This is a genomic window from Microcystis sp. 0824 (assembly GCF_003112475.1).
Lineage (GTDB): Bacteria > Cyanobacteriota > Cyanobacteriia > Cyanobacteriales > Microcystaceae > Microcystis > Microcystis aeruginosa_C.
In genome coordinates this window covers 112,716-131,777 of sequence record NZ_BDSM01000003.1, presented here as the reverse complement: position 1 = coordinate 131,777, position 19,062 = coordinate 112,716, and the positions used below count along the sequence as shown (strand labels likewise).

The 19,062-nt window shown below is 39.3% G+C and carries 23 protein-coding genes and 1 pseudogene; 22 read left to right on the top strand and 2 right to left on the bottom strand.

Going from position 1 to position 19,062, the window contains the following annotated elements; translation table 11 throughout:
• Positions 1 to 62: 62 nt before the first annotated feature.
• The gene (locus N0824_RS01230) at positions 63 to 1,964 is read right to left on the bottom strand and encodes a transketolase C-terminal domain-containing protein (RefSeq protein WP_108935390.1); all 1,902 of its coding nucleotides are present in this window, start codon (positions 1,962 to 1,964) and stop codon (positions 63 to 65) included.
• Between the two features lie 368 nt (positions 1,965 to 2,332).
• Between N0824_RS01230 and N0824_RS01225 the strand changes: the two genes are divergently transcribed.
• From N0824_RS01225 to N0824_RS01215, 3 genes are all read left to right on the top strand, one after another.
• Positions 2,333 to 2,596, top strand: coding sequence for a HypC/HybG/HupF family hydrogenase formation chaperone (locus tag N0824_RS01225; protein WP_108935389.1), 264 nt, complete (start codon positions 2,333 to 2,335; stop codon positions 2,594 to 2,596).
• 223 nt (positions 2,597 to 2,819) lie between these two features.
• Positions 2,820 to 3,926 (top strand): hydrogenase formation protein HypD, encoded by a 1,107-nt coding sequence (hypD, locus tag N0824_RS01220; RefSeq protein WP_108935388.1) that lies wholly within the window; start codon positions 2,820 to 2,822, stop codon positions 3,924 to 3,926.
• 280 nt (positions 3,927 to 4,206) lie between these two features.
• Positions 4,207 to 4,560, top strand: a complete 354-nt coding sequence (locus N0824_RS01215; protein ID WP_108935387.1) for a hypothetical protein — start codon at positions 4,207 to 4,209, stop codon at positions 4,558 to 4,560.
• On the opposite strand, the gene N0824_RS01210 is transcribed toward N0824_RS01215, so the two are convergent.
• On the bottom strand, positions 4,557 to 5,054 hold the full coding sequence (locus N0824_RS01210; protein ID WP_002759301.1) for an HNH endonuclease: 498 nt from the start codon (positions 5,052 to 5,054) through the stop codon (positions 4,557 to 4,559). The genes N0824_RS01215 and N0824_RS01210 overlap by 4 nt on opposite strands.
• A 341-nt stretch (positions 5,055 to 5,395) precedes the next feature.
• Here N0824_RS01210 and N0824_RS21175 point away from each other — a divergent pair, with 341 nt between their 5' ends.
• From N0824_RS21175 to egtD, 19 genes and pseudogenes are all read left to right on the top strand, one after another.
• Positions 5,396 to 5,722, top strand: coding sequence for a hypothetical protein (locus N0824_RS21175; RefSeq protein ID WP_233256330.1), 327 nt, complete (start codon positions 5,396 to 5,398; stop codon positions 5,720 to 5,722).
• Positions 5,723 to 7,042, top strand: a complete 1,320-nt coding sequence (locus tag N0824_RS01200; protein ID WP_306438736.1) for a protein kinase — start codon at positions 5,723 to 5,725, stop codon at positions 7,040 to 7,042.
• A 40-nt stretch (positions 7,043 to 7,082) separates the two neighbouring features.
• Positions 7,083 to 7,841: a hypothetical protein gene (locus N0824_RS01195; RefSeq protein ID WP_002782307.1), complete on the top strand. Its 759-nt coding sequence runs from the start codon at positions 7,083 to 7,085 to the stop codon at positions 7,839 to 7,841.
• Positions 7,842 to 7,850: 9 nt separating this feature from the next.
• Entirely contained in the window at positions 7,851 to 9,503 is a 1,653-nt protein-coding gene (locus tag N0824_RS01190) for a hypothetical protein (RefSeq protein WP_002782306.1), read from the top strand.
• A 35-nt stretch (positions 9,504 to 9,538) separates the two neighbouring features.
• Positions 9,539 to 9,979, top strand: coding sequence for a hypothetical protein (locus N0824_RS01185; protein WP_108935385.1), 441 nt, complete (start codon positions 9,539 to 9,541; stop codon positions 9,977 to 9,979).
• A gap of 21 nt (positions 9,980 to 10,000) precedes the next feature.
• Positions 10,001 to 10,687 (top strand): annotated as a pseudogene (locus N0824_RS21820) (hypothetical protein); the annotation flags it as partial.
• Positions 10,688 to 10,918: 231 nt separating this feature from the next.
• On the top strand, positions 10,919 to 12,073 hold the full coding sequence (locus N0824_RS21815; RefSeq protein WP_373456613.1) for an RHS repeat domain-containing protein: 1,155 nt from the start codon (positions 10,919 to 10,921) through the stop codon (positions 12,071 to 12,073).
• A gap of 590 nt (positions 12,074 to 12,663) precedes the next feature.
• Positions 12,664 to 13,050 carry a DUF6883 domain-containing protein gene (locus tag N0824_RS01175; protein WP_108935384.1) on the top strand — a complete coding sequence of 129 codons (387 nt, stop codon included), beginning with the start codon at positions 12,664 to 12,666 and terminating at the stop codon, positions 13,048 to 13,050.
• Between the two features lie 14 nt (positions 13,051 to 13,064).
• A complete protein-coding gene (locus N0824_RS01170; RefSeq protein ID WP_108935383.1) occupies positions 13,065 to 13,331 on the top strand; it encodes a hypothetical protein in 267 nt (88 codons plus the stop codon).
• Positions 13,332 to 13,575: 244 nt separating this feature from the next.
• The gene (locus tag N0824_RS01165; RefSeq protein ID WP_108935382.1) at positions 13,576 to 13,794 is read left to right on the top strand and encodes a type II toxin-antitoxin system HicB family antitoxin; all 219 of its coding nucleotides are present in this window, start codon (positions 13,576 to 13,578) and stop codon (positions 13,792 to 13,794) included.
• Positions 13,791 to 13,970: a type II toxin-antitoxin system HicA family toxin gene (locus N0824_RS01160; protein ID WP_108935381.1), complete on the top strand. Its 180-nt coding sequence runs from the start codon at positions 13,791 to 13,793 to the stop codon at positions 13,968 to 13,970. The genes N0824_RS01165 and N0824_RS01160 overlap by 4 nt, the downstream gene beginning before the upstream one ends.
• Positions 13,971 to 14,169: 199 nt before the next feature.
• Positions 14,170 to 14,451, top strand: a complete 282-nt coding sequence (locus tag N0824_RS01155) for a hypothetical protein (protein WP_061431492.1) — start codon at positions 14,170 to 14,172, stop codon at positions 14,449 to 14,451.
• Positions 14,438 to 14,662 (top strand): DUF2283 domain-containing protein, encoded by a 225-nt coding sequence (locus N0824_RS01150; RefSeq protein ID WP_108935380.1) that lies wholly within the window; start codon positions 14,438 to 14,440, stop codon positions 14,660 to 14,662. Before N0824_RS01155 ends, N0824_RS01150 begins: the two co-directional genes overlap by 14 nt.
• 446 nt (positions 14,663 to 15,108) lie before the next feature.
• The gene (locus tag N0824_RS01145) at positions 15,109 to 15,303 is read left to right on the top strand and encodes an NAD(P)H dehydrogenase subunit NdhS (RefSeq protein ID WP_002759298.1); all 195 of its coding nucleotides are present in this window, start codon (positions 15,109 to 15,111) and stop codon (positions 15,301 to 15,303) included.
• A 2-nt stretch (positions 15,304 to 15,305) separates the two neighbouring features.
• A complete protein-coding gene (locus N0824_RS01140) occupies positions 15,306 to 15,980 on the top strand; it encodes an HAS-barrel domain-containing protein (protein ID WP_108935379.1) in 675 nt (224 codons plus the stop codon).
• Between the two features lie 512 nt (positions 15,981 to 16,492).
• Complete coding sequence (locus N0824_RS01135; RefSeq protein WP_002792997.1) at positions 16,493 to 16,717, top strand: Calvin cycle protein CP12; 225 nt, start codon at positions 16,493 to 16,495, stop codon at positions 16,715 to 16,717.
• A gap of 175 nt (positions 16,718 to 16,892) precedes the next feature.
• Positions 16,893 to 17,486 (top strand): DUF3177 family protein, encoded by a 594-nt coding sequence (locus N0824_RS01130; protein WP_002740183.1) that lies wholly within the window; start codon positions 16,893 to 16,895, stop codon positions 17,484 to 17,486.
• Between the two features lie 32 nt (positions 17,487 to 17,518).
• Complete coding sequence (locus N0824_RS01125; RefSeq protein ID WP_108935378.1) at positions 17,519 to 17,803, top strand: hypothetical protein; 285 nt, start codon at positions 17,519 to 17,521, stop codon at positions 17,801 to 17,803.
• 229 nt (positions 17,804 to 18,032) lie between these two features.
• Positions 18,033 to 19,037, top strand: a complete 1,005-nt coding sequence (egtD, locus tag N0824_RS01120; protein WP_108935426.1) for an L-histidine N(alpha)-methyltransferase — start codon at positions 18,033 to 18,035, stop codon at positions 19,035 to 19,037.
• Positions 19,038 to 19,062: the final 25 nt, after the last annotated feature.

The window sequence follows — 19,062 nt, the reverse complement described above, 5'->3', positions numbered from 1 at the left end:
TGTTGACTGATTACTGATAACTGATAACTGATAACTGATTAAAGCTAACCCTAAAATACTCTCTAAGCGATTAAAGATTTAACTTTACTAATGATACCAACTGGGTCAATACCTTGGTGGGGGAACTGTTCCCATAAACCGCCACAACCTTCATGGTGAGTACCAATGTAGGCGTATTTAGGAGTTAAACCGCGTTCGAGTAACCAAGAACCATAACGGCTACCTAAACCCGTGCGACGGTTAAATGCTTCTACCACTAAAACAAAGGGAGAACTACCAACTTTAGCGATAATTTCTTCATCCACTACATTGAGAGTCGGTTTATTAATTAAACCCACGTCAATACCTTCTTGTTTTAAGCGTTCCACTGCATCTAAAGCGCGGTATAAACCATCGCCAAAGCTGATGATATAACCGGCAGTGCCTTCTCGAATTACTTCATCTTTTCCGGGGACAAAGGTATAACCATCGCCAAAGAAATTATTACCGTTAGTATCAAGAATATTGGGAGTTTTAGAACGAGTCGAGAAGATAAAACGTAAACCGGGTTGATGGAAAGTTGCCTCGACACAAGCGGTCATTTGTGCCGCATCGGCCGGGAAATAAAGACGGGTTTCGTAACCGTCATCGAGTCCATTATCGGCAAAGAAATTATTCAAACCAAAGTGACAGGTATTATCTGCCATGTCATCGATACCAGAATGGGAAAAATGACATAAAAGATTAGAATAATTCAAGCGGGCCATGGTGATTTCAGAAATACACATTTCTAGAAAAGCGGCAAAGGTGGCGAAAATTCCCTGTTTACCTTTTTCCATACCAAAACCGGCGGCTGCCGAAAGATTGCCCCGTTCCATAATACCGGAAGGAATAAACACTTCGGGATGTTTATCGTGGATAATTTTCAGACCGCAGGAACCTTCTAAATCGCTATCTACTACTAATACATTAGCTTTGCGTTCTTCTTCGCTCATTTTGCCTAAAAGACTGACCACCGCTTCACCGAAAACGTTGCGGTTAGAACCCCATTTATCCCCAGAACCGAGGAATTTATAGTCATTAGAAGGCTTCTTAATACTGTTGAGATATTCCACGGCGGCACTGTGTCCTTTTGCCTCTAAATATTTCAAAGCCAAGGGGACAGAAATCACATCATGACCGTGGTTAGAACCTTCTAAACCTTCAATCCCTGGACACATGGGACGTTTATTAATAATCGCAATCGGGCCGGGAGTATTAATTGCTTCACAGATGTTGCGATACAAACTATCGATATCTTCCCCATCTCCCACTAACACTTTTAGACCATGGCCAACGAGAGTTTTAGCCACATCATAACCGGGTAAATATTTGGAAGGATTACCGGCAATCGTCACATCATTATCATCAATAATCAGCTTAACATTGATGTGTTGAGCTACGGCTAAACGGGCAGCTTCTGCGTCATTGCCTTCCTGTTGAGAACCATCGGAACCTAAACAAAAAACAGTTTTTCCGGGGTTAGCTAAAGCGACACCGTTAACGTAGGGCCACATATGTCCTAAACGGCCAGAACTAAATTTGACGCCGGGGGTTAATCCTAATTCCGGGTGTCCGGGGAGTTTAGAATTGGCCTCGCGGTAGTGCATTAATTGTTCTGGGGGTAAAGAACCTTCTAACGCAGACATGAGATATTGAGTACCGACGCGGTGTCCCGCTTCATCGAAGAAAATTGGTACAAATTGACTAGGTTGACTGCGGAAAAGAGCATCGAGAATCACCACTTCCGGGACGGTATCGTAGGGGCCGCCGGTGTGTCCACCCACACCCCGGGCCGCACCCGTGGCAGTAAAAAAGATGATAGCATCGCGACAGAGTTGGATATTGGCTTTTAGAGCGCTTCTTTGGTCGTCGGTGAGGGTGGGGTTACTGGGGTCGAGACTGATGGGTTTATAGGCACTCAAATCGATGGGAAAGGTTGTCATCGTAGATTTTCCTTAATGTAGAGAAATAACTATAGTCAGGGAAATCATAGCCTAGAATGTCACCCGATCGATTGATTGAATAATTTCTTATCATAGATGTAGTCCCTAATACAAAAGTTTTACCCGGGCCTGGATACTGTCCACGGTCCGGGACAGGGGAAATCTTAAAAAAGATACGGGAAAAAAGCTGTTCTTGAGGGCAATAGTCCAGAATGGCAGGTAGGACTAAGTAAAAAGGATAACCTTTGACTGTATAGCGTTTCTCAGAGGGATGAAGTATGACCTGATTCTCGGTTACTCTTACTGCAATCTCTAGGCAAAAAATCAGCGCATAATTAGCAAAAACTAGATTTTTTAAGGTAAAAACTATGTGTTTAGGCATACCGGGACAAATTACGGCAATTATTGATGAAAACCATTATCTCGCTCTCGTCGATGTGGGGGGTGTAAAAAGAGAAGTAAATATTACTTGCATTGTTGATGAAGACCATCCCGCTAATACTTGTGTAGGGGATTGGGTATTAGTTCATGTGGGTTTTGCTATGAATCGAATCGATGAAGATGAGGCGCAAGAAACCTTAAATTTATTAACACAATTAGCGGAATTAGAGGCAGAATTTAATCATAATTAATGTTTTTACATTATTCACCCATAAATTGATTTTGTTGTCTATCTTAGGAAATATATAGCGTTTTTTAGTCTCCTGATGTACAAAAGTTATGGGTTTTAGGCAAGAGGCAAGAGGCAAAAGGGAAGAAAAATAGGTGTACCTCACTAGCTTAGGAAATGCTATAAATCACGGCAATTATTACCGACGACCGACAGCTAAAAATTATAATTAAAGGAGATAAACAATGAAATACGTTGATGAATTTCGTGATCCCGTTAAAGCGGCAGGATTAATTCAGCAAATTGAACAATTATCGATAAGAATCTCTGAAAAGCGGGAAAAAGTTACTAAAATTATGGAGGTTTGTGGAGGTCATACCCACTCAATTTTTAGATACGGTATCGAGGCAATACTTCCCGAAACTATCGAATTAATTCATGGTCCTGGATGTCCCGTTTGTGTGATGCCGAGAGGTCGTTTAGATGATGCCATTTTTCTCGCACAACAACCGAATGTAATTCTGACAACTTTTGGCGATACTATGCGTGTCCCCGGTTCCCATTTGAGTCTGCTGCAAGCACGAGCAAAAGGTGATGATATTCGCATGGTTTATTCTCCTCGCGATGCCTTAAAAATTGCTAGAGAAAATCTCGATAAAGAAGTAATATTTTTAGCATTAGGGTTTGAAACAACCGTTCCTAGCACAGCTTTAACTGTTTTAGAAGCCCAAAGAGATGGTATCACTAATTTTAGTTTATTTTCTAATCATGTGGTGATTATTCCCGCTCTGAAAGCCTTGTTAGATAACCCAGATTTACAGTTAGACGGTTTTGTTGGTCCCGGTCATGTTAGCATGGTAATTGGCACAGAACCCTATCAAGTTATTGCCCAAGAATATCATAAACCTGTGGTAGTTTCTGGGTTTGAACCTTTGGATATTCTCCAATCAATTTGGATGGTATTAAAACAATTAGATGAGCAGAGATGTGAGATCGAAAATCAGTATGATCGAGTGGTACAAAATCAAGGAAATAGAGTCGCTTTATCGGCAATCAACCAAGTTTTTGAACTGCGGGATCAGTTTGAATGGCGAGGTTTAGGAGAAATTGCTCAAGGAGGATTAAAACTGCGAGATGAGTACAGTAATTTTGACGCGGAGAAGAAATTTACCTTACCCAATCAGCGCGTTAAAGATCACAAAGCTTGTCAGTGTGGCGAAATTCTTAAAGGTGTTTTAAAACCCTGGGAATGTAAAGTATTTGGGACTGCTTGTACTCCAGAACATCCCATCGGTACTTGTATGGTTTCTAGTGAAGGTGCTTGTGCCGCTTATTATAAGTATGGTAAGTAGTCGTGCAAAATTAATTTCCTAGTCGAGACAGGAGACAGGAGACAGGAGACAGGAGACGGGAGACGGGAGACAGCTATTAGGGATCGGATTTGAGTTTTCAGTTCACTGTTTCCTCACACCAGAAGTCTGACGGAGTAGTGGCTTAGATGTGTAATTAATTTTGCTTAGGTACTTAGAAATCAGTAAATTTTTTTTACTGATTAGGGTAGGGTCCTTTCCGGTGAGAAAACGCTAGAATTCTCACCAGAAGAAATTAACAATCTCTCGGTGATAAAAAAAAATGAAGATCAAAAATAATCTGGGTTTATTTGGCTTAACCACCTCTGTGCTGCTAATTATCGCTTCCGAAATCGTTCTTGCTTCCCAAGAACAAACCCTAGAACTGCAACCAACTCAACCCCCCAGCGCCGATTTTTTCAAACCCGTCACCAATCTAATTAAAGACTTAAACCATCAGGGAGTAACTATCACCGATCCTAATGATCCCATGGCGGTGCGCTACCGAGTCAATTCCCCCTGTCGCGGTTGTTCGGTTTATCTAGGCACGGGAGTTGCCAATCCTCGCACCCAGACTAATAATAATGGCATGGGAATCAATTTTGGTCTTGGTTTCACCATGCCTTTCTCACCCTAAATGCCGATGACATATTTACGCCATTCGTGATTGTGATTCCCCCTGGTGTGCTTTAATAGCTCAAAGTGGAGACTACTGTAGGGACGACGGGGTTGGGCGTGCAGGGACATATTGGCCTCTTTTGGTGTACGATTGCCCTTATGCACATTACAACGCACACAAGCCGCCACTAGATTCTCCCAGGTATCACCCCCTCCGCGAGAACGGGGAATCACATGATCGATGGTTAATTGTTCACCTCGGTAGAGACAGTATTGACAGGTGTGATGATCTCGTTCGAGAATATTACGACGGGTTAAAGGAATTTCCTTGTAGGGAACACGGACGTATTGCCTAAGACGGATAACAGAAGGCAAGGGTAAGTCACGACAAACCACTTTTCCGTTATGTTCTAGGGATTCAGCTTTTCCTTTCAACAACAAAACGATCGCGCGCCGCCAACTGGTAATATTTAGCGGTTCGTAGGAGGCATTCAACACGAGAACCTTGCTCATAGGTGTCTGGAGATCGCTTGAATTTACCCCGAATGGTAACACAGATCACTGGGATGGGAACCTATTATTCACTGTTGGGGAAGTGGGGAGCTTTTTTCATTGCGATCGCCGATCTGGTAGAGGTGCTTCCTCAAGTCACGCCTCTCACCCTATCTTCTCCTAGCAAATCTGGCAGCTTAACTGGGAAGATTTGACGGGTGGGGGAGATCAATATTTTCAAAATAAAAATGTCCAGAGGTAGAAAACTTCACTAATTTTTGATAGCACCGTTCAAACAAGGCATTTTGGCCAGAAATGACTCTGGGCAAATGTCCTGACTTATTTCGCTGAGAGGTCTATCCATGACTACTTTCCCCGATTTTCGTCAATTTGGTTATGAAGTGACAGAATGCCTGAACAACAATGCCACAGGCGGCAGGATTACCTATAAGGCTCTTGATCTTAACTCACAGCAAGCGGTGGTGATTAAGCAATTTTGTTTTGCAAAAACTAACAACTGGGATGAGTACAAGGCGATTGAGCGAGAAATTGAGGTACTGCGGGGGTTAAAGCATCCAGGAATACCAAAATTTCTGACTAAATTTGATCCGGGGGATGGGTTATGTTTTGTACAGGAATATAAGAATGCCGCTCCTTTATCAAAACCTCGCACGTTTAGCCCAGAATAAATTAAGGATATTGCTAATCAAATTTTAGAAATCTTGATCTATTTACAAAATCAGATTCCTATCATTATACATAAAGATTTAAAGCCTGAAAATATTTTAGTAGATGATAATATTAAGGTTTATTTAATTGATTTTGGTTTGGCACGAATTGGTAATAATACAATGGCATTTAGTACCATGATGGGCGGTACTTTGGGATTTATGCCACCAGAACAAGTTCATAATCAAAAGTTAACAGAAGCGTCTGATTTGTATGGTTTAGGGGCAACCTTAATCTGTTTAATTACCAAAACTAAGACATCCGATATTGGAAAGTTAGTCAATTTTTCCACGAATCGTATTATTTTTAAAGATCGGGTTCCCAAGTTTAGTTTTAAGTTTATTCAATGGCTGGAAAAAATGGTTGAACCTGAGCCAGTGAATCGCTTTCCTGATGCAAAAACGGCGTTAGAGGCTTTACAACCGCTTTATATTGTTCGGATTCCTGATATTACTTTTGATAAGTCAGAATTGAGGTTTGTTGCTGGCAAAGTAGGGGAAAAGTTAAGCCAAACAATTACGCTAAAAAATACGGTTTCTGAGACGATTTTACAAGGGCAATGGTATGTTGCGCCTCATCCGAATGATCCGCCCCATACACCAGATGATCATGTCTGGATTCGCATTACTCCCAAACGGTTTGAAGCGCACTATGAGGAAGAGGTAACTTGCACGATTACGATTGATACAAGTAAACTCAAAGCAGATAAATTTTATCAGCGAGAAATTGTTTTAGAAAGTAATGCTAACGAGGAGCGCATCCGTTTTAATGTTTCTATTCAAACGGCTAAAATTAAATTTGATGTTGCTTTTCCTCCCTATCTAGCGTTGTTAGGTTTAGGTGTATTTTTAGCTTTTTCATCAGTAGGAATGTTTAATGTCTATGGTTGGAGTCTTGCTCACGATCAGAATTGGTTCGTTCAAATTTTTAGTGAACTTATGATGGGCGGTTTGTTAGGAGGGAGTTTCGGCGTAATTCTTGTAATCATTCTACGTCTTTGGATGAGATCTTACGACGATTTATGTCATTTATTTTGTCAATTATTTTATGAAAAACCATTGAAAAACAGAGTGAGAGCAACTTCATACATTTTATTAACTTCTTGTGTAGGCATTTCCACAGGCTTAGGCTTTGTTAGTGGTTTTAATACTTACCTTCTTACAGCAAGTGTTTTATCTGCGGTTTCATTAACAGGATTATCAATTTATCCACCCTTAAGACTACAGTATCTTAAATCTCAATACCGTCAACAAGAATCTCGAAAACTGATTGATCCTTGATTTTTTAATTTATTTCTAACTTGTTTAAGGAGTTTTTAACATGACAACCATTGAATCCATTAACCCTGAAGATGATAAGTTTGCTCATCTCGTAGATGAAATTGTTCACTTAGCGGAGCAACCAAAAAATGATAAATTTTTGCACGCGCTTATATGGCCACAAGCAACAATTAACGCTGTGCGAATACACATATTAAAAAGTAACAACGAAGATTTATTGGGTAAATACAAAGAAGGGATTAAAATCTCAACATGGTATCTGATTGTATTTTCCCTGATTCAGGTTGGCATAGTCTTTTGTTTATTTAAACCAGTATTAGACTTGTTGACAGTAGTAATTTTCTTAAAGTTTGATGAATGGGATGACTTTTTTGTTAGGAGTTTTAATTCGTCAACAACAATGATAGGAATATTTTTGACTCTTGGACTTTTCTTTATCTATGGACGACATTATCAAAATTCTATACGTTTGACACCAACATTTTATGATTATATTAAACAAAGAAAAGATATAAGAATTTATAAATTGAGTGAGGAACTAAGGATTCTCAAGCAAAAATTTGAATTGAAAGAAAAAACTCAACAAACGCTTTTAGATGTAGTTGCTCAGGCGTATAATATTTTATTGGCCATGCAAACAAATAGAGCTTCTTTTGGAAAACAAGGGAAGGAATTATTGGAAATTATGGATTCAGTAATGCAGCGATTAGACCCTGATAATCCTTTACTTGGAAGCTCCTTACATCGTCCAATAGAGGCTGATCATAGTGAAGACATAAATGACCATCCCTTTCAATAAGAATAAATTATGTCCTATCCTTTTTCTCTCAAACCTATTCCCCTAGCTCAAAAAAGCAATAATCTAGGAAAGCCTAAACGGATTCCTCAAAGTCTTCAGTCAGTCTTAGCAAATCTTAATTCTGATGACGATAATGCTGATAATCCATACGATGGCGATAAAATTAAACCAGGAAAAAACAAAATTTATTTAGGACAAGCGGCATCCTATCCCGAAACAACAACTAGATACCCTTTTTGGTTGCCTGTAGATTTACTTTCTACTCATTTGTTTATCGGTGGAGCAATTGGATCTGGCAAAACTACTGTATTATTAAGATTAATTTCAGGGGCTTTAAAGTGGTATGGTACTGTCATTGTTTGCGAAGCTAAAGGCGGTATTAATGGCGGAAAAGAAGGCGCGGCATTTACCGATATTGCCGATTACTTACAACAGAAATTTCCTGATATTATCTGTTATCGTTGGCCGCGTGGTAACTGCTGTTTTAACCCATTGCAGTATCTCAACAATCCCCAAGATAGACGCGAATTTTTTGCAATGATTGCTCAGGTTATCGTTGAGCATTATCAACTGGATGGTGAAACAGTTGCCGTTGTCTATAATGCGGCCACAATTGCAGAATATCTGTTAATATATCTTCAAAATTTTGAATCAGAAAAAATACCAACATTAAGAAAATTAGTTCATCTATTGTATTTTCCAGATAAAGTCAAAGAAAAACTAAAAAAAGTAAAAGAGAATGCAGCAAGGCAGGAAACCTCTTTAAAATCAAAAGATTTACAACTGTTAGAAGATATTGAACAACAACTTAACATGGCCAATTTCTTCTATCTTAATCAGCCTCAACTTACTTTAACAAGACGGGGGGTACAACTTTTTAAAGATATGTTAAACCATGAGGATTTATTAGAATATACAGAACCTCATCCAGACTTAAAAATGCTTGACTTGGATGACATTCTTTATCATCGCGCCCTCGTTATTTTAAGCCAACCACTCTCTAAATCATCATCAAATATTGTTGGGCCATTATTTTTAGACAACCTACTCACCCGTATTCTGGAACTAGGGCCAAATCCCCAACCCAAAGATGATAAACCCCGTGAAAAAATCTTAGCTATTCTTGATGAAACTCATCGGCTTCCTGTCGGTACATTGGGGCTTGCTGGTGACTATCTACGAGAATTTAATGTCGGTTTAGTTGAAGTCGCTCCCACTATTCCCGACAATCAAAAACGTTGGGAACAAAATAAGCACGTTTACCAAACCCTATTATCCTTAAGTCCTGGAATCCCAACTTTAACCAACCTAATGCGTGATAGATTACCTAACTTACCCATAAGTCCCACCATTCAGCGTTACAGTCCTAATGCTAGTGGAATTACAAAAGTACGATTAGAAAAGAGAGAAGATTATGAATTATCTTTAGGAGAAGATAATCCAGGTGTAGCGAATCGATCCTTACAAATGAGTGGTCGCTTTACGGGACTTTTACAATCGCCTCAACTTCAGGAAGAACGCAAACTTTTTTGGATAGATTTTGAGGATGAACTACTCGCTAATATTAAAACTCTGCTTAAAGATGCCCTAGCCCCTGATGCCACATCCCAGACTAGAAATTTAGTAGATTATGTGCTAGGATTAGACGAGTATAAGCCATGATTATCTTAGTTATTTACTTAGGAGAGTGATAAATCATGTCAGAAAAAAGCACTTGGAGTAATTTCAAAGATTTGGCAGAGGATGTCCTTGTAGGTTTGGCCCAAGATAGTCCAGATAACTTTGCTGGCAGAGATATTAATCAAGATAGCTCTGAAAAAACGACCAACATCGAAAATTTTACTCAAAAAGGAGATATTGATATTGTCGAAGGCGATCAAAATAATACTATTATAGATACAAAAAGTTGTGAACCTGAAAGTATTTCTGTAAAAGAAGTGGATGCTCCATTTTGGGATAACGACATAAAAACCATTGATATAAAATGCAAAGAAGAGGATCAACCTGAAGCTTATGCAAAACCTGAACCTGAACCTGAACCTGAACCTGAGCTTAATGACACTCCTCTATTGGAATCTCAAGATTTAGGAGTTGAAACTTTACCTGAACCTGAATTTGAGTTTGAATGGGGAGGATGAGTAGGTTCTAATGCCCTCAATCAAATTACTAGCTATAATTATGATGCAGACGGGCGACAAATTGCCAAAACAGATGCGTTAGGGCGCATCACTGAGTATGATTATGACGAGCTTGATCGTCTTCTTACCACAACTTATGCTAATAATACGGTAATGACTACCACTTATGATCCTTTAGGACGAGTGATAGCAGAAACCGATTTAGCAGGAAATACCACTAATTATGAATATGACGCTTTAGGAAGACTAACGGCGGTAATTGATGCTTTAAATCAACGCACTGAGTATAAATATGACTTAGTGGGTAATTTAATCGAGCAAAAAGACGCAAATGGTAACATCACTAAGTTTGAATATGACAGTTTACGCCGTCTAAAAGCTACCATCTTACCTGGTGGACAACGTAACGAGACAATTCACGATAAAATCGGTAATTTAATTAAAGTAACCGACTTTAACGGAGCAGTCACCACCTATAAATATAATGAGCGTAACTGGTTAACCGAAAAATCCTTCTCTGATGGTACAGCTACGGAAACCTTTACCTATACCTTGACGGGTGAATTAGCTACCGTTATCGATAACCGAGGGATGACAAATTATGTTTATGATGAGCGAGACAGATTAATTAGTCGTACCGAACCCGATAACCGTACTATTAGCTATACTTACGACAAGGCTAGTAATATTCTTACCTTAAGCGTACCTTCAGGCACAACCACTTATACTTATGATGTGTTGAATCGCCTTGATACTGTTAAAGATGCCGATAATGGAGTAACAGACTATAATTATGATGCGGTGGGTAATTTGATTAAAACAGTCTTCCCCAATGGGGTGATTGAAAATCAACAATATGACTTATTAAATCGCTTAACCTACCTCGAAAACCGCAATGATACGAGCATTATTTCTAGTTATGCTTATACCCTAGATGCGATGGGTAATCGGGTGAAAGTGGTAGAAAATGATGGTCGCACTGTGGAGTACACCTATGACAATCTCTATCGTTTAACCCAAGAGAAAATTACTGACACTGTAGCAGGTAACAAAACGATTACTTATAGTTTTGATGCAGTAGGAAATCGTTTAGAAAAAGTCGATTCAGTGGCAGGTAAAACCACCTATAACTATGATAAAAACGACAGATTATTAAAAGAAATCCTTGGCGGAAATATTACCCAATATCAATACGATGATGAGGGTAATCTCCTTGCTAAGGTAGAAAATGGCGCAACTACCACTAATTATGAGTGGAATGCTAAGGGTGAATTAACCGCAGTAGAAGTCACGGAAAACGGCGAAACCGGACGCATCGAGTTTGAATATGATCATAATGGTATCCGAGTGGCGATTGATGTGGATGGTGAGGTGACTCGCTTCTTAATTGACAATAATCAACAGCAATACGCCCAAGTGATTGAGGAATATCAAACTAATGGTACAGTTAATACTACCTATACTCACGGTTGGGATTTAATCTCTCAAGATGACGGTGCAAATCGGATTTACTATCAAGTGGATGGTTTAGGTAGCACTCGTTTAATGACGGGTAATAATGGTTCTGTTATCGTAGAATATGATTATGATGCTTATGGTAATTTAACCCGTAAAGTAGGGGATGCGGATAATAATTATCTGTTTGCTGGTGAGCAGTTTGATGATGCAGTAGATGGCTATTATTTACGAGCAAGGTATTATGATCCTAATACAGGGCGTTTTGCTTCCGTTGATCCCTTTGAGGGTTTCAATAATCAACCGATAACCTTGCATGATTATTTATACGCTGGGGTAAATCCGGTAAATGCGATCGATCCTAGTGGGGAAGTGGCTATAATAGAGTATGTTATACTGCTTGGTAATGCTGCGTTGTTAGCAGACTGCTTAAATTTGATTGATTTGCCAGATATACCAATTAAAAACTTCAATCATTATTCAGCTTTGTATGATTATTATTCATTTGTCCTGGCTGCACTTGGAGGATTAGCAATGAGAAATTTAGGAATTGCAATGGGACTAGGAAGTCTTCTGTGTTATGCAGTAAAGGATAGTCCACATAGGATTTTATTAAACCATATCCTAGCCCACATGTGATTTTATTAAACTATATTCGTAGTAGCTTGTAGGGTGCGTTAGGCGGCGATTATCTCTGATAAAAAACTGAAATTAACAATCCGCCGTAACGCACCAACTTCATCATTAAATTGGTGCGTTACGCTATCGAATGGCGCACCCTACGATTTATGTTTTTGTTTGGGGCGATAATTTCTGATAAAAAACCTAAATTAACAATCGGCTGTAACGCACCAACTTCATCATTAAATTGGTGCGTTACGCTATCGAATGGCGCACCCTACGATTTATGTTTTTATTTGTGGCGATTATCTCTGATAAAAACAAATTAACAATCGGCTGTAACACATCAACTTCATCATTAAATTGGTGCGTTACTACGAATTAGCTTGTAGTGTGATCGCCGATCTTGTAGGTTGGGTTGACAACGGAAACCCAACATCATCCCCCGATTATTCTTCATGTTATGGGTTGGGTGGCACTTCGTTTAGCTCAAACTGCGAATGATTTTTATTATCTTTGCTCATATAATCAGGAATCTTAACCCTATGCTCTGAAATTATGATACTCTAATCCCAGAGCTTGATTCAGAGCATTTGTAAGATTGTAATATGAGTATTAGCTGGAAAGAAGGAGATCCCTTACCAAATGCAGATCAAGCCGAAATAGAATTGCGAAAGTTTACCGATTACTCATTGCAACCTAACAACCCTCAAAATCAAGGAAAATGGATGGGATTTGCCATGATAGGTTATTCTGTTGAAACTCAAGAAGGCCGTCAAATTGCAACTCAAGATATAATTCAACAAATTCGTCAAATTTTACCTTATGCACCAGCCTATAAAAGCAAAAATAATCCCTATGGTATGAGATTAAAAGTTACAATTAGGATCAAAGGTTTTAATGGGGGGCAAGGAAATTTAATCACAATCTGGCAAATAGATCAAGGTAAAATTATTCCTAGATTAATTACAAACTGGTTAGAATTTTACAGCTAAAGGAGCAAAACATAATGAAAGCAAAAATTAATGATTCGATTCAAACTTTAATAGATATAACCGCCGATTTTTCAGATTTAATCATTCCTAAAGGAACAATTGGTGCAATAGTTGAATGCTATCCTAATCCTGAAGCATACGCTATTGATTTAATGATTTCTAATCCTAAAGTCATTGGTGGTTTTACTTATGAAAATGTAATTTTATCTCCTGAACAATTTATTGTTATTTCTTCTCAATCAATATCAGAAGATGAAGCAGAAAAATTGATATTCAATTAATCTTAAACACTGTATTGCGATCGCTGTATATTTCATTCTTAATTCTAAATTCCGAAAGGCGATCATTAATTTACTTAAAGTGCGATCGCCGATCTTGTACATTGGGTGATCGGTACTCAACTCAACATCATCCCCAGGATGCTCTAATCTTGTGTCGTGATCTTGTGATATTTTGATTGAGAGTGCGATGTTGAAGGCACTGCGTAGCAGCTCGCTAATTCATAAATTATCAAAGGAGATTATCATGAAAGGAGAATTCACCGCCATCATTGAAGCAGCAACAGAAGGGGGATACTGGGCGATTTGTCCTGAAGTCCTAGGTGCAAATGGTCAAGGAGAAACCATTGAAGAAGCCAAAGAAAGCTTAAAAAGTGCTATTCAACTAATTTTTGAAGATCGTTTAGCTGATATTCGTCGAGGACTACCAAAAGAAGCGATCGAGGAGACAATTACCATTCCATGAAACGTAAAGAATTAGAAAAAAAGTTGCGAAAAGCTGGTTGTTATCTTAAGCGAGAGGGTGCTTCTCATTCTCTTTGGATTAACCCTCAAACTGGGTTCATTGAAGCTGTACCACGACATACAGAAATCAAAGAATTTTTAGCACAAAAAATTCTCAGAAACCTGAATGCCCAATAGTGCGATGCCGAAGGCACTGCCTAGCAGTACGCCGATCTTGTAGGGTGCGTTCCCTGATGCAACCCTTGTTACTCCATTCGTTTGATGATGGGGAACGCACCACCAAACACGTAATATTCGGTGGATTACGGTGTTGGGGGTTTGGGAAGGAGAATTTAGATTAAAATAGATAACAGATAATTAGCAAAGTCTGCTCATAATGCCGAATATTATCTGGTCGGATTACTTACAATACCGAGCCAAACTGAGAGGATTTGAACTTGCTAAAATAGAAGAGATTCTCAAATACTCTGGAGAAAGGTACTACGATACTGAAACGGGTCGTCTTATTGCCGTAGGCAAGCATGATAATCGTTTAGTAATTATTCCTTATGAATACGATGATAATTTTATAACTCCTGTCACCATTCATGCGACAACACGCCAACAAATTCGATTTCGCCTAACAACTGGGAGATATACTATCCATGAGCAAACCTAAAATGAGATACTTTGAACAAGAAGACATTCTTCATTTAACTATTTCTGATGAACCAGAAGCTAAAAGTGTAGAAATTAATCCAAATATTACGGCTGAACTTAATGATTTAGGAGAATTAATTGGCCTAGAGATTACTAATGCTAGTTCTTTTATCCGAGATTCAATTTTAGAGTCAACCCAAGGAAAAATATTAAATTTGTCCACCCAATGACTTGTTAAGTGCGATGCCGAAGGCACTGCCTAGCAGTACGCCGCTCTTGTGGGGTGCGTTAGACGGCGATTATCTTTGATAAAAAACTCAAATTAACAATCCGCACCCCACGCACTAACTTTATTATTAAATTGGTGCGTTACGCTATCGAAAAGCTCACCCTACGAGTTAGTGCGCTCGCCTGTGGCTGGGGTTGAGGGTTGAATAGAGCAAATTATAAATTATTAAAGCAAAATCGATGAGAACCATTCCCTTAACTTTAGAACAGCTTATTTAAGCAGTACAACAATTGTCGCCTGATCAACGAATTGCGATCGCCTGATCGGGTAGAGAACAGGGACGTATTGCCTAAGACGGATAACAGAAGATAGAGGTAAGTCACGACTCCCTGATCACTAATTTTTGATAAGCTAAGAGACAGTAATTATAATTTCGTCGTCAATCCTATGATTTTGCCAGGTAGTACCGTTCGAGTCACCAATCCCGATGATACCTATTATAAATTTGAAGGTTTAGCCCAGCGTTTAAGCGATGGGAAAGTGGCCGTTCTTTTTGAGGGGGGCAACTGGGATAAGTTAGTCACCTTTAATCTCTCGGAATTAGAAGAAGTAATTATTGCCCCCGCTAAAGGCAAAAAATAACCATGCGTCCACCCTTACCGCAATTAGCCACGGATAACCGCCATCCCGATCATATCGCCGAAGTTATCGAGACGACGACGACCGAGTTTTTAGCGCAATGTTTGGAACCAGAGGAGTTAAACTTTCCTTTTATGCCCGCTTTTGGTAGTTGGGTAAAAGCCTACGATGAAGAAACGGGTAATAAAATTTTTGGGATTGTCACCTTTGCCACCACTGCACCCATCGATTCGGTACATCGCGCTAGAGCTTTGGGGTTGTCTTTGGCTGAATTGCGGGAACAACAGCCGCAGATTTTCGCTATGTTAAAAACGGAATTTCGGGCAACTATTGTCGGTTTTGAAACCTTACCCGGACAAGTTAATGGCAATGGTGCCGGGCGAGGTTATATCTATCAATATATTCCTCCCCGGCCTCCACAAATTCATCAGGCGGTTTATCAATGTGAGTCGTTAGAAGTGGTTTATTTTAGTGAACAATTAGACTTTTTACGAATTTTATTACAGGTCAATAATACTCCCGTGGAAGCTTTGGCAGCCGCTTCTATCCGTCAGATGTATCAATTGCGTCAAGCCGATCGACAATGGTTAGTGAATGTGGGCAGACAGTTAAGTGTTTTACTTAAAGATGATTATGATCGCTTGCGTTATATTCTCAGTCAAATTCATATTAGTCCTTAGATGATGCGGCTCTCTTGGCGCTCTTAGAGTAGTGAAAATACCTTACTCCCTCTCTTTGTGTCTTTGTGGTTAAGAAAAAAATCAGCAACCCTTGGCCATTCTCGGAACCGTTTATTACTCTATAATTCCTGTACTTGAGCAACCGGCTTTTTTCAATGGGTGACAACAAATAGGGCGGCAAAAGGCGATCGCTGTCTGCTAATGTCCGATAGTGACTCGGAATTGAAAGAGTCCCCGACCGAGGAAATATTGATAGATTGAGGATTGTTACTGATGACAGCAGTTACCGAGGCTGTCTATCCCGGGGAGAAATCCCTCTAGCATTTCTCCAGTGGGGAATCTGGGCTAAAAACTGGCCCAGTCAGGAAATCTTGATCTTAAATTCCCCAAAAATTGCGCTAGGATCGGCTCAATAGCACAGGAAAGGCGATCGAGTGGGATAACCGATCCTGTGGTTTGAGAACGTGGCTGTATAATTGTTAGAGTGTCAATAGATCAATTCCAGAGGAATCATGAGCAATATCCAAGATAAAATTCAAGAAGAGCTAGAAAACGCCAGAACCGTCTGTAGTACGGAAGGTGCCACCTCTGGCGAATGCGCCGCCGCTTGGGATGCGGTGGAAGAATTACAAGCAGAAGCAGCTCACCAACGTCAAGACCACCCCCAAAAAACCTACTTCGAAAAGTATTGTGATGATAATCCTGATGCCGCCGAGTGTCGCGTTTATGACGATTAATGGAGTCGGGCAGCGGTTTTTTCTCTCCTCACAGTAGAATCCTAGCTTTAGGGCGATCTCAGCTATAAAGAGATCGCCCCTCGTTTTTTTGTTTGTTGGTCAAGCTGTGGCCGATTTTGGCTGCCGCACCGGAAGACAGTAAAATGTTGACAGTGTAATTATGTCTAAATAATTTATGAATCAACTTTGGTTTCGTCCTCTCGTTTGGATAGATTATCGTTTAGCCGTCCTATTTACGGTGATTATTCCGGCAATTTTGTTGATTTGGTCTTTATTTGCAAAAATCGAATCATTACAAAAATTGTTGATTATCTATTGGCGAGTGGCTAGTCTTTTGTTAATTACCGTATATTTAATGATTGCTTCCTGGCCGATTGGTTTTGTCACCAGTTTTTTAGCTAAGATTTTAATCCCGATTTCTCTCTGGTTTTGGGTGGATATTAACGATGAAATTAAAGATTTACCCGCTAGTCCGATTAAATTTGTCACCACTGCTTGGCGTTGGGCAGTGACTATCTATTCTCCTTTGGGCGCGATTTCTACCTTACCTTTTCTCTCCTGTGCTATGTCAGGGGAATTGCTAAATTCTCCCTATTGTCAGGTTTGGCAGGAAGCACCCTGGCAGTTTCGCGAGATTTTTCATTCAGAAGCTACCGCTAATGTTTTGGGCTTTTTTGGTTTAGTTGGTCTCTCTTTTTATACTCTCTATTTTGCCCATTTTCTTCTTATTCGCCTTGGCAAACAGGGACGTTCAGCTTTACAACAGTAAGTTTTTAGCTATCGATGATTAGCCATTTTTCTATGAATATTGGTCAACAACTGGAACAATACACCCTCAAAAATCCCCACGAGGTTTTATTAGTGACTATTGCTGTGGATGGGGAGGAGGAAGAAATCTCTATTTTTAAAGGTTTTTCTAGTTCTCTTACCCGCAGCACCCCCTACGATCCCGATATTCCGCTCATTCCTGAAACGGCTAGAATTATTAGGATAGATCGTCTTGCTAGTCCCTATCATCCCCTTAAACCTCGCTATATCCAAGAAAATCTTAGCTTAGAGGAAATGCAATCTTTACTGATTAATTGAAACGGTAATTTTGCTTGGATAATATCAGCACTCATCTTGAGCGATTTAACAGCTTTTATTTACCATCCATAAACTTTGTCTATCTAGACAAGAGGTAAATTTTGCGGCGTTTTAGTGGTAAGATTACCGGGGAATGATAATCTCTGCCAGTATTCAAGCTGTCAAAGTGGATTTCATCCTCGGTATCGATCGAGAACAATCAAAAAACTGGAGAATAATCGGAGAATCTATGCAACTTAAACAATCTAACCAAGAACTGTTACAAATTGAGTATTTAGCCACCGCTGCTACGCGACAAAATATAGTTAAAGATGATGGCAAAGATGTGATTGAAGGATTAACTAAAACCCCCAAAAGTTTACCATCTAAATATTTTTATGATCGGCAAGGTTCGCAACTTTTTGAAGAAATCTGTCAATTGCCAGAATACTATCCCACTAGGACAGAAGCGGCTATTCTCCAGAAATATGCTCAAGAAATTGTTGCCTATACAGGGGACTGCGAATTGATCGAATTAGGTAGTGGTAGTTCCACTAAAACTCGTCTGTTATTGGACGCTTATTATCAACAGCAAAAATCCTCTAAATATGTACCTATCGATGTTAGTGAAACTATTCTCAAAGCTAGTGCCATAGAATTACAAAAAGAATATCCTAATTTACCCATTCAGGGGTTAATTGGAACCTATGAACAGGCCTTAGCCTATTGTCAAAACCCTTCCGATAATACCAGAATGATTTTTTTCTTGGGAAGTTCGATCGGTAATTTTTCCGCGGCTGAATGTGATAAATTTTTAGAAAAAATTGCCACTGTCCTAAAAGCTGGAGATTATTTTTTATTAGGGATTGATCTCCAAAAACCATCGGCAATATTAGAAGCAGCTTATAATGATGCTCAAGGGGTGACGGCCGCTTTTAATTTAAATATGCTTTCCCATTTAAATTGGCGTTTTCAAGCTGATTTTAATCTTGATTTATTTAGTCATAAAGCTATCTATAATCAAGATCAATCTCAAATTGAAATGTATTTAATTGGTCAAAAAACTCACCCTGTTCATCTTAAAAAACTCGATTTAACGGTTAATTTTCAAGCATCGGAGAGTATTTTAACAGAAATTTCGCGTAAATTCAACCTAGAAACTATGCAAAAAGACCTAGAATCAAAGGGATTAAAACCGCTCAAGGTTTTCACCGATCCTGAAAATTTATTCGGTTTAATTCTCTGTCAATTATAGCGTTTTTCAGTCTGCTGAGGTACAA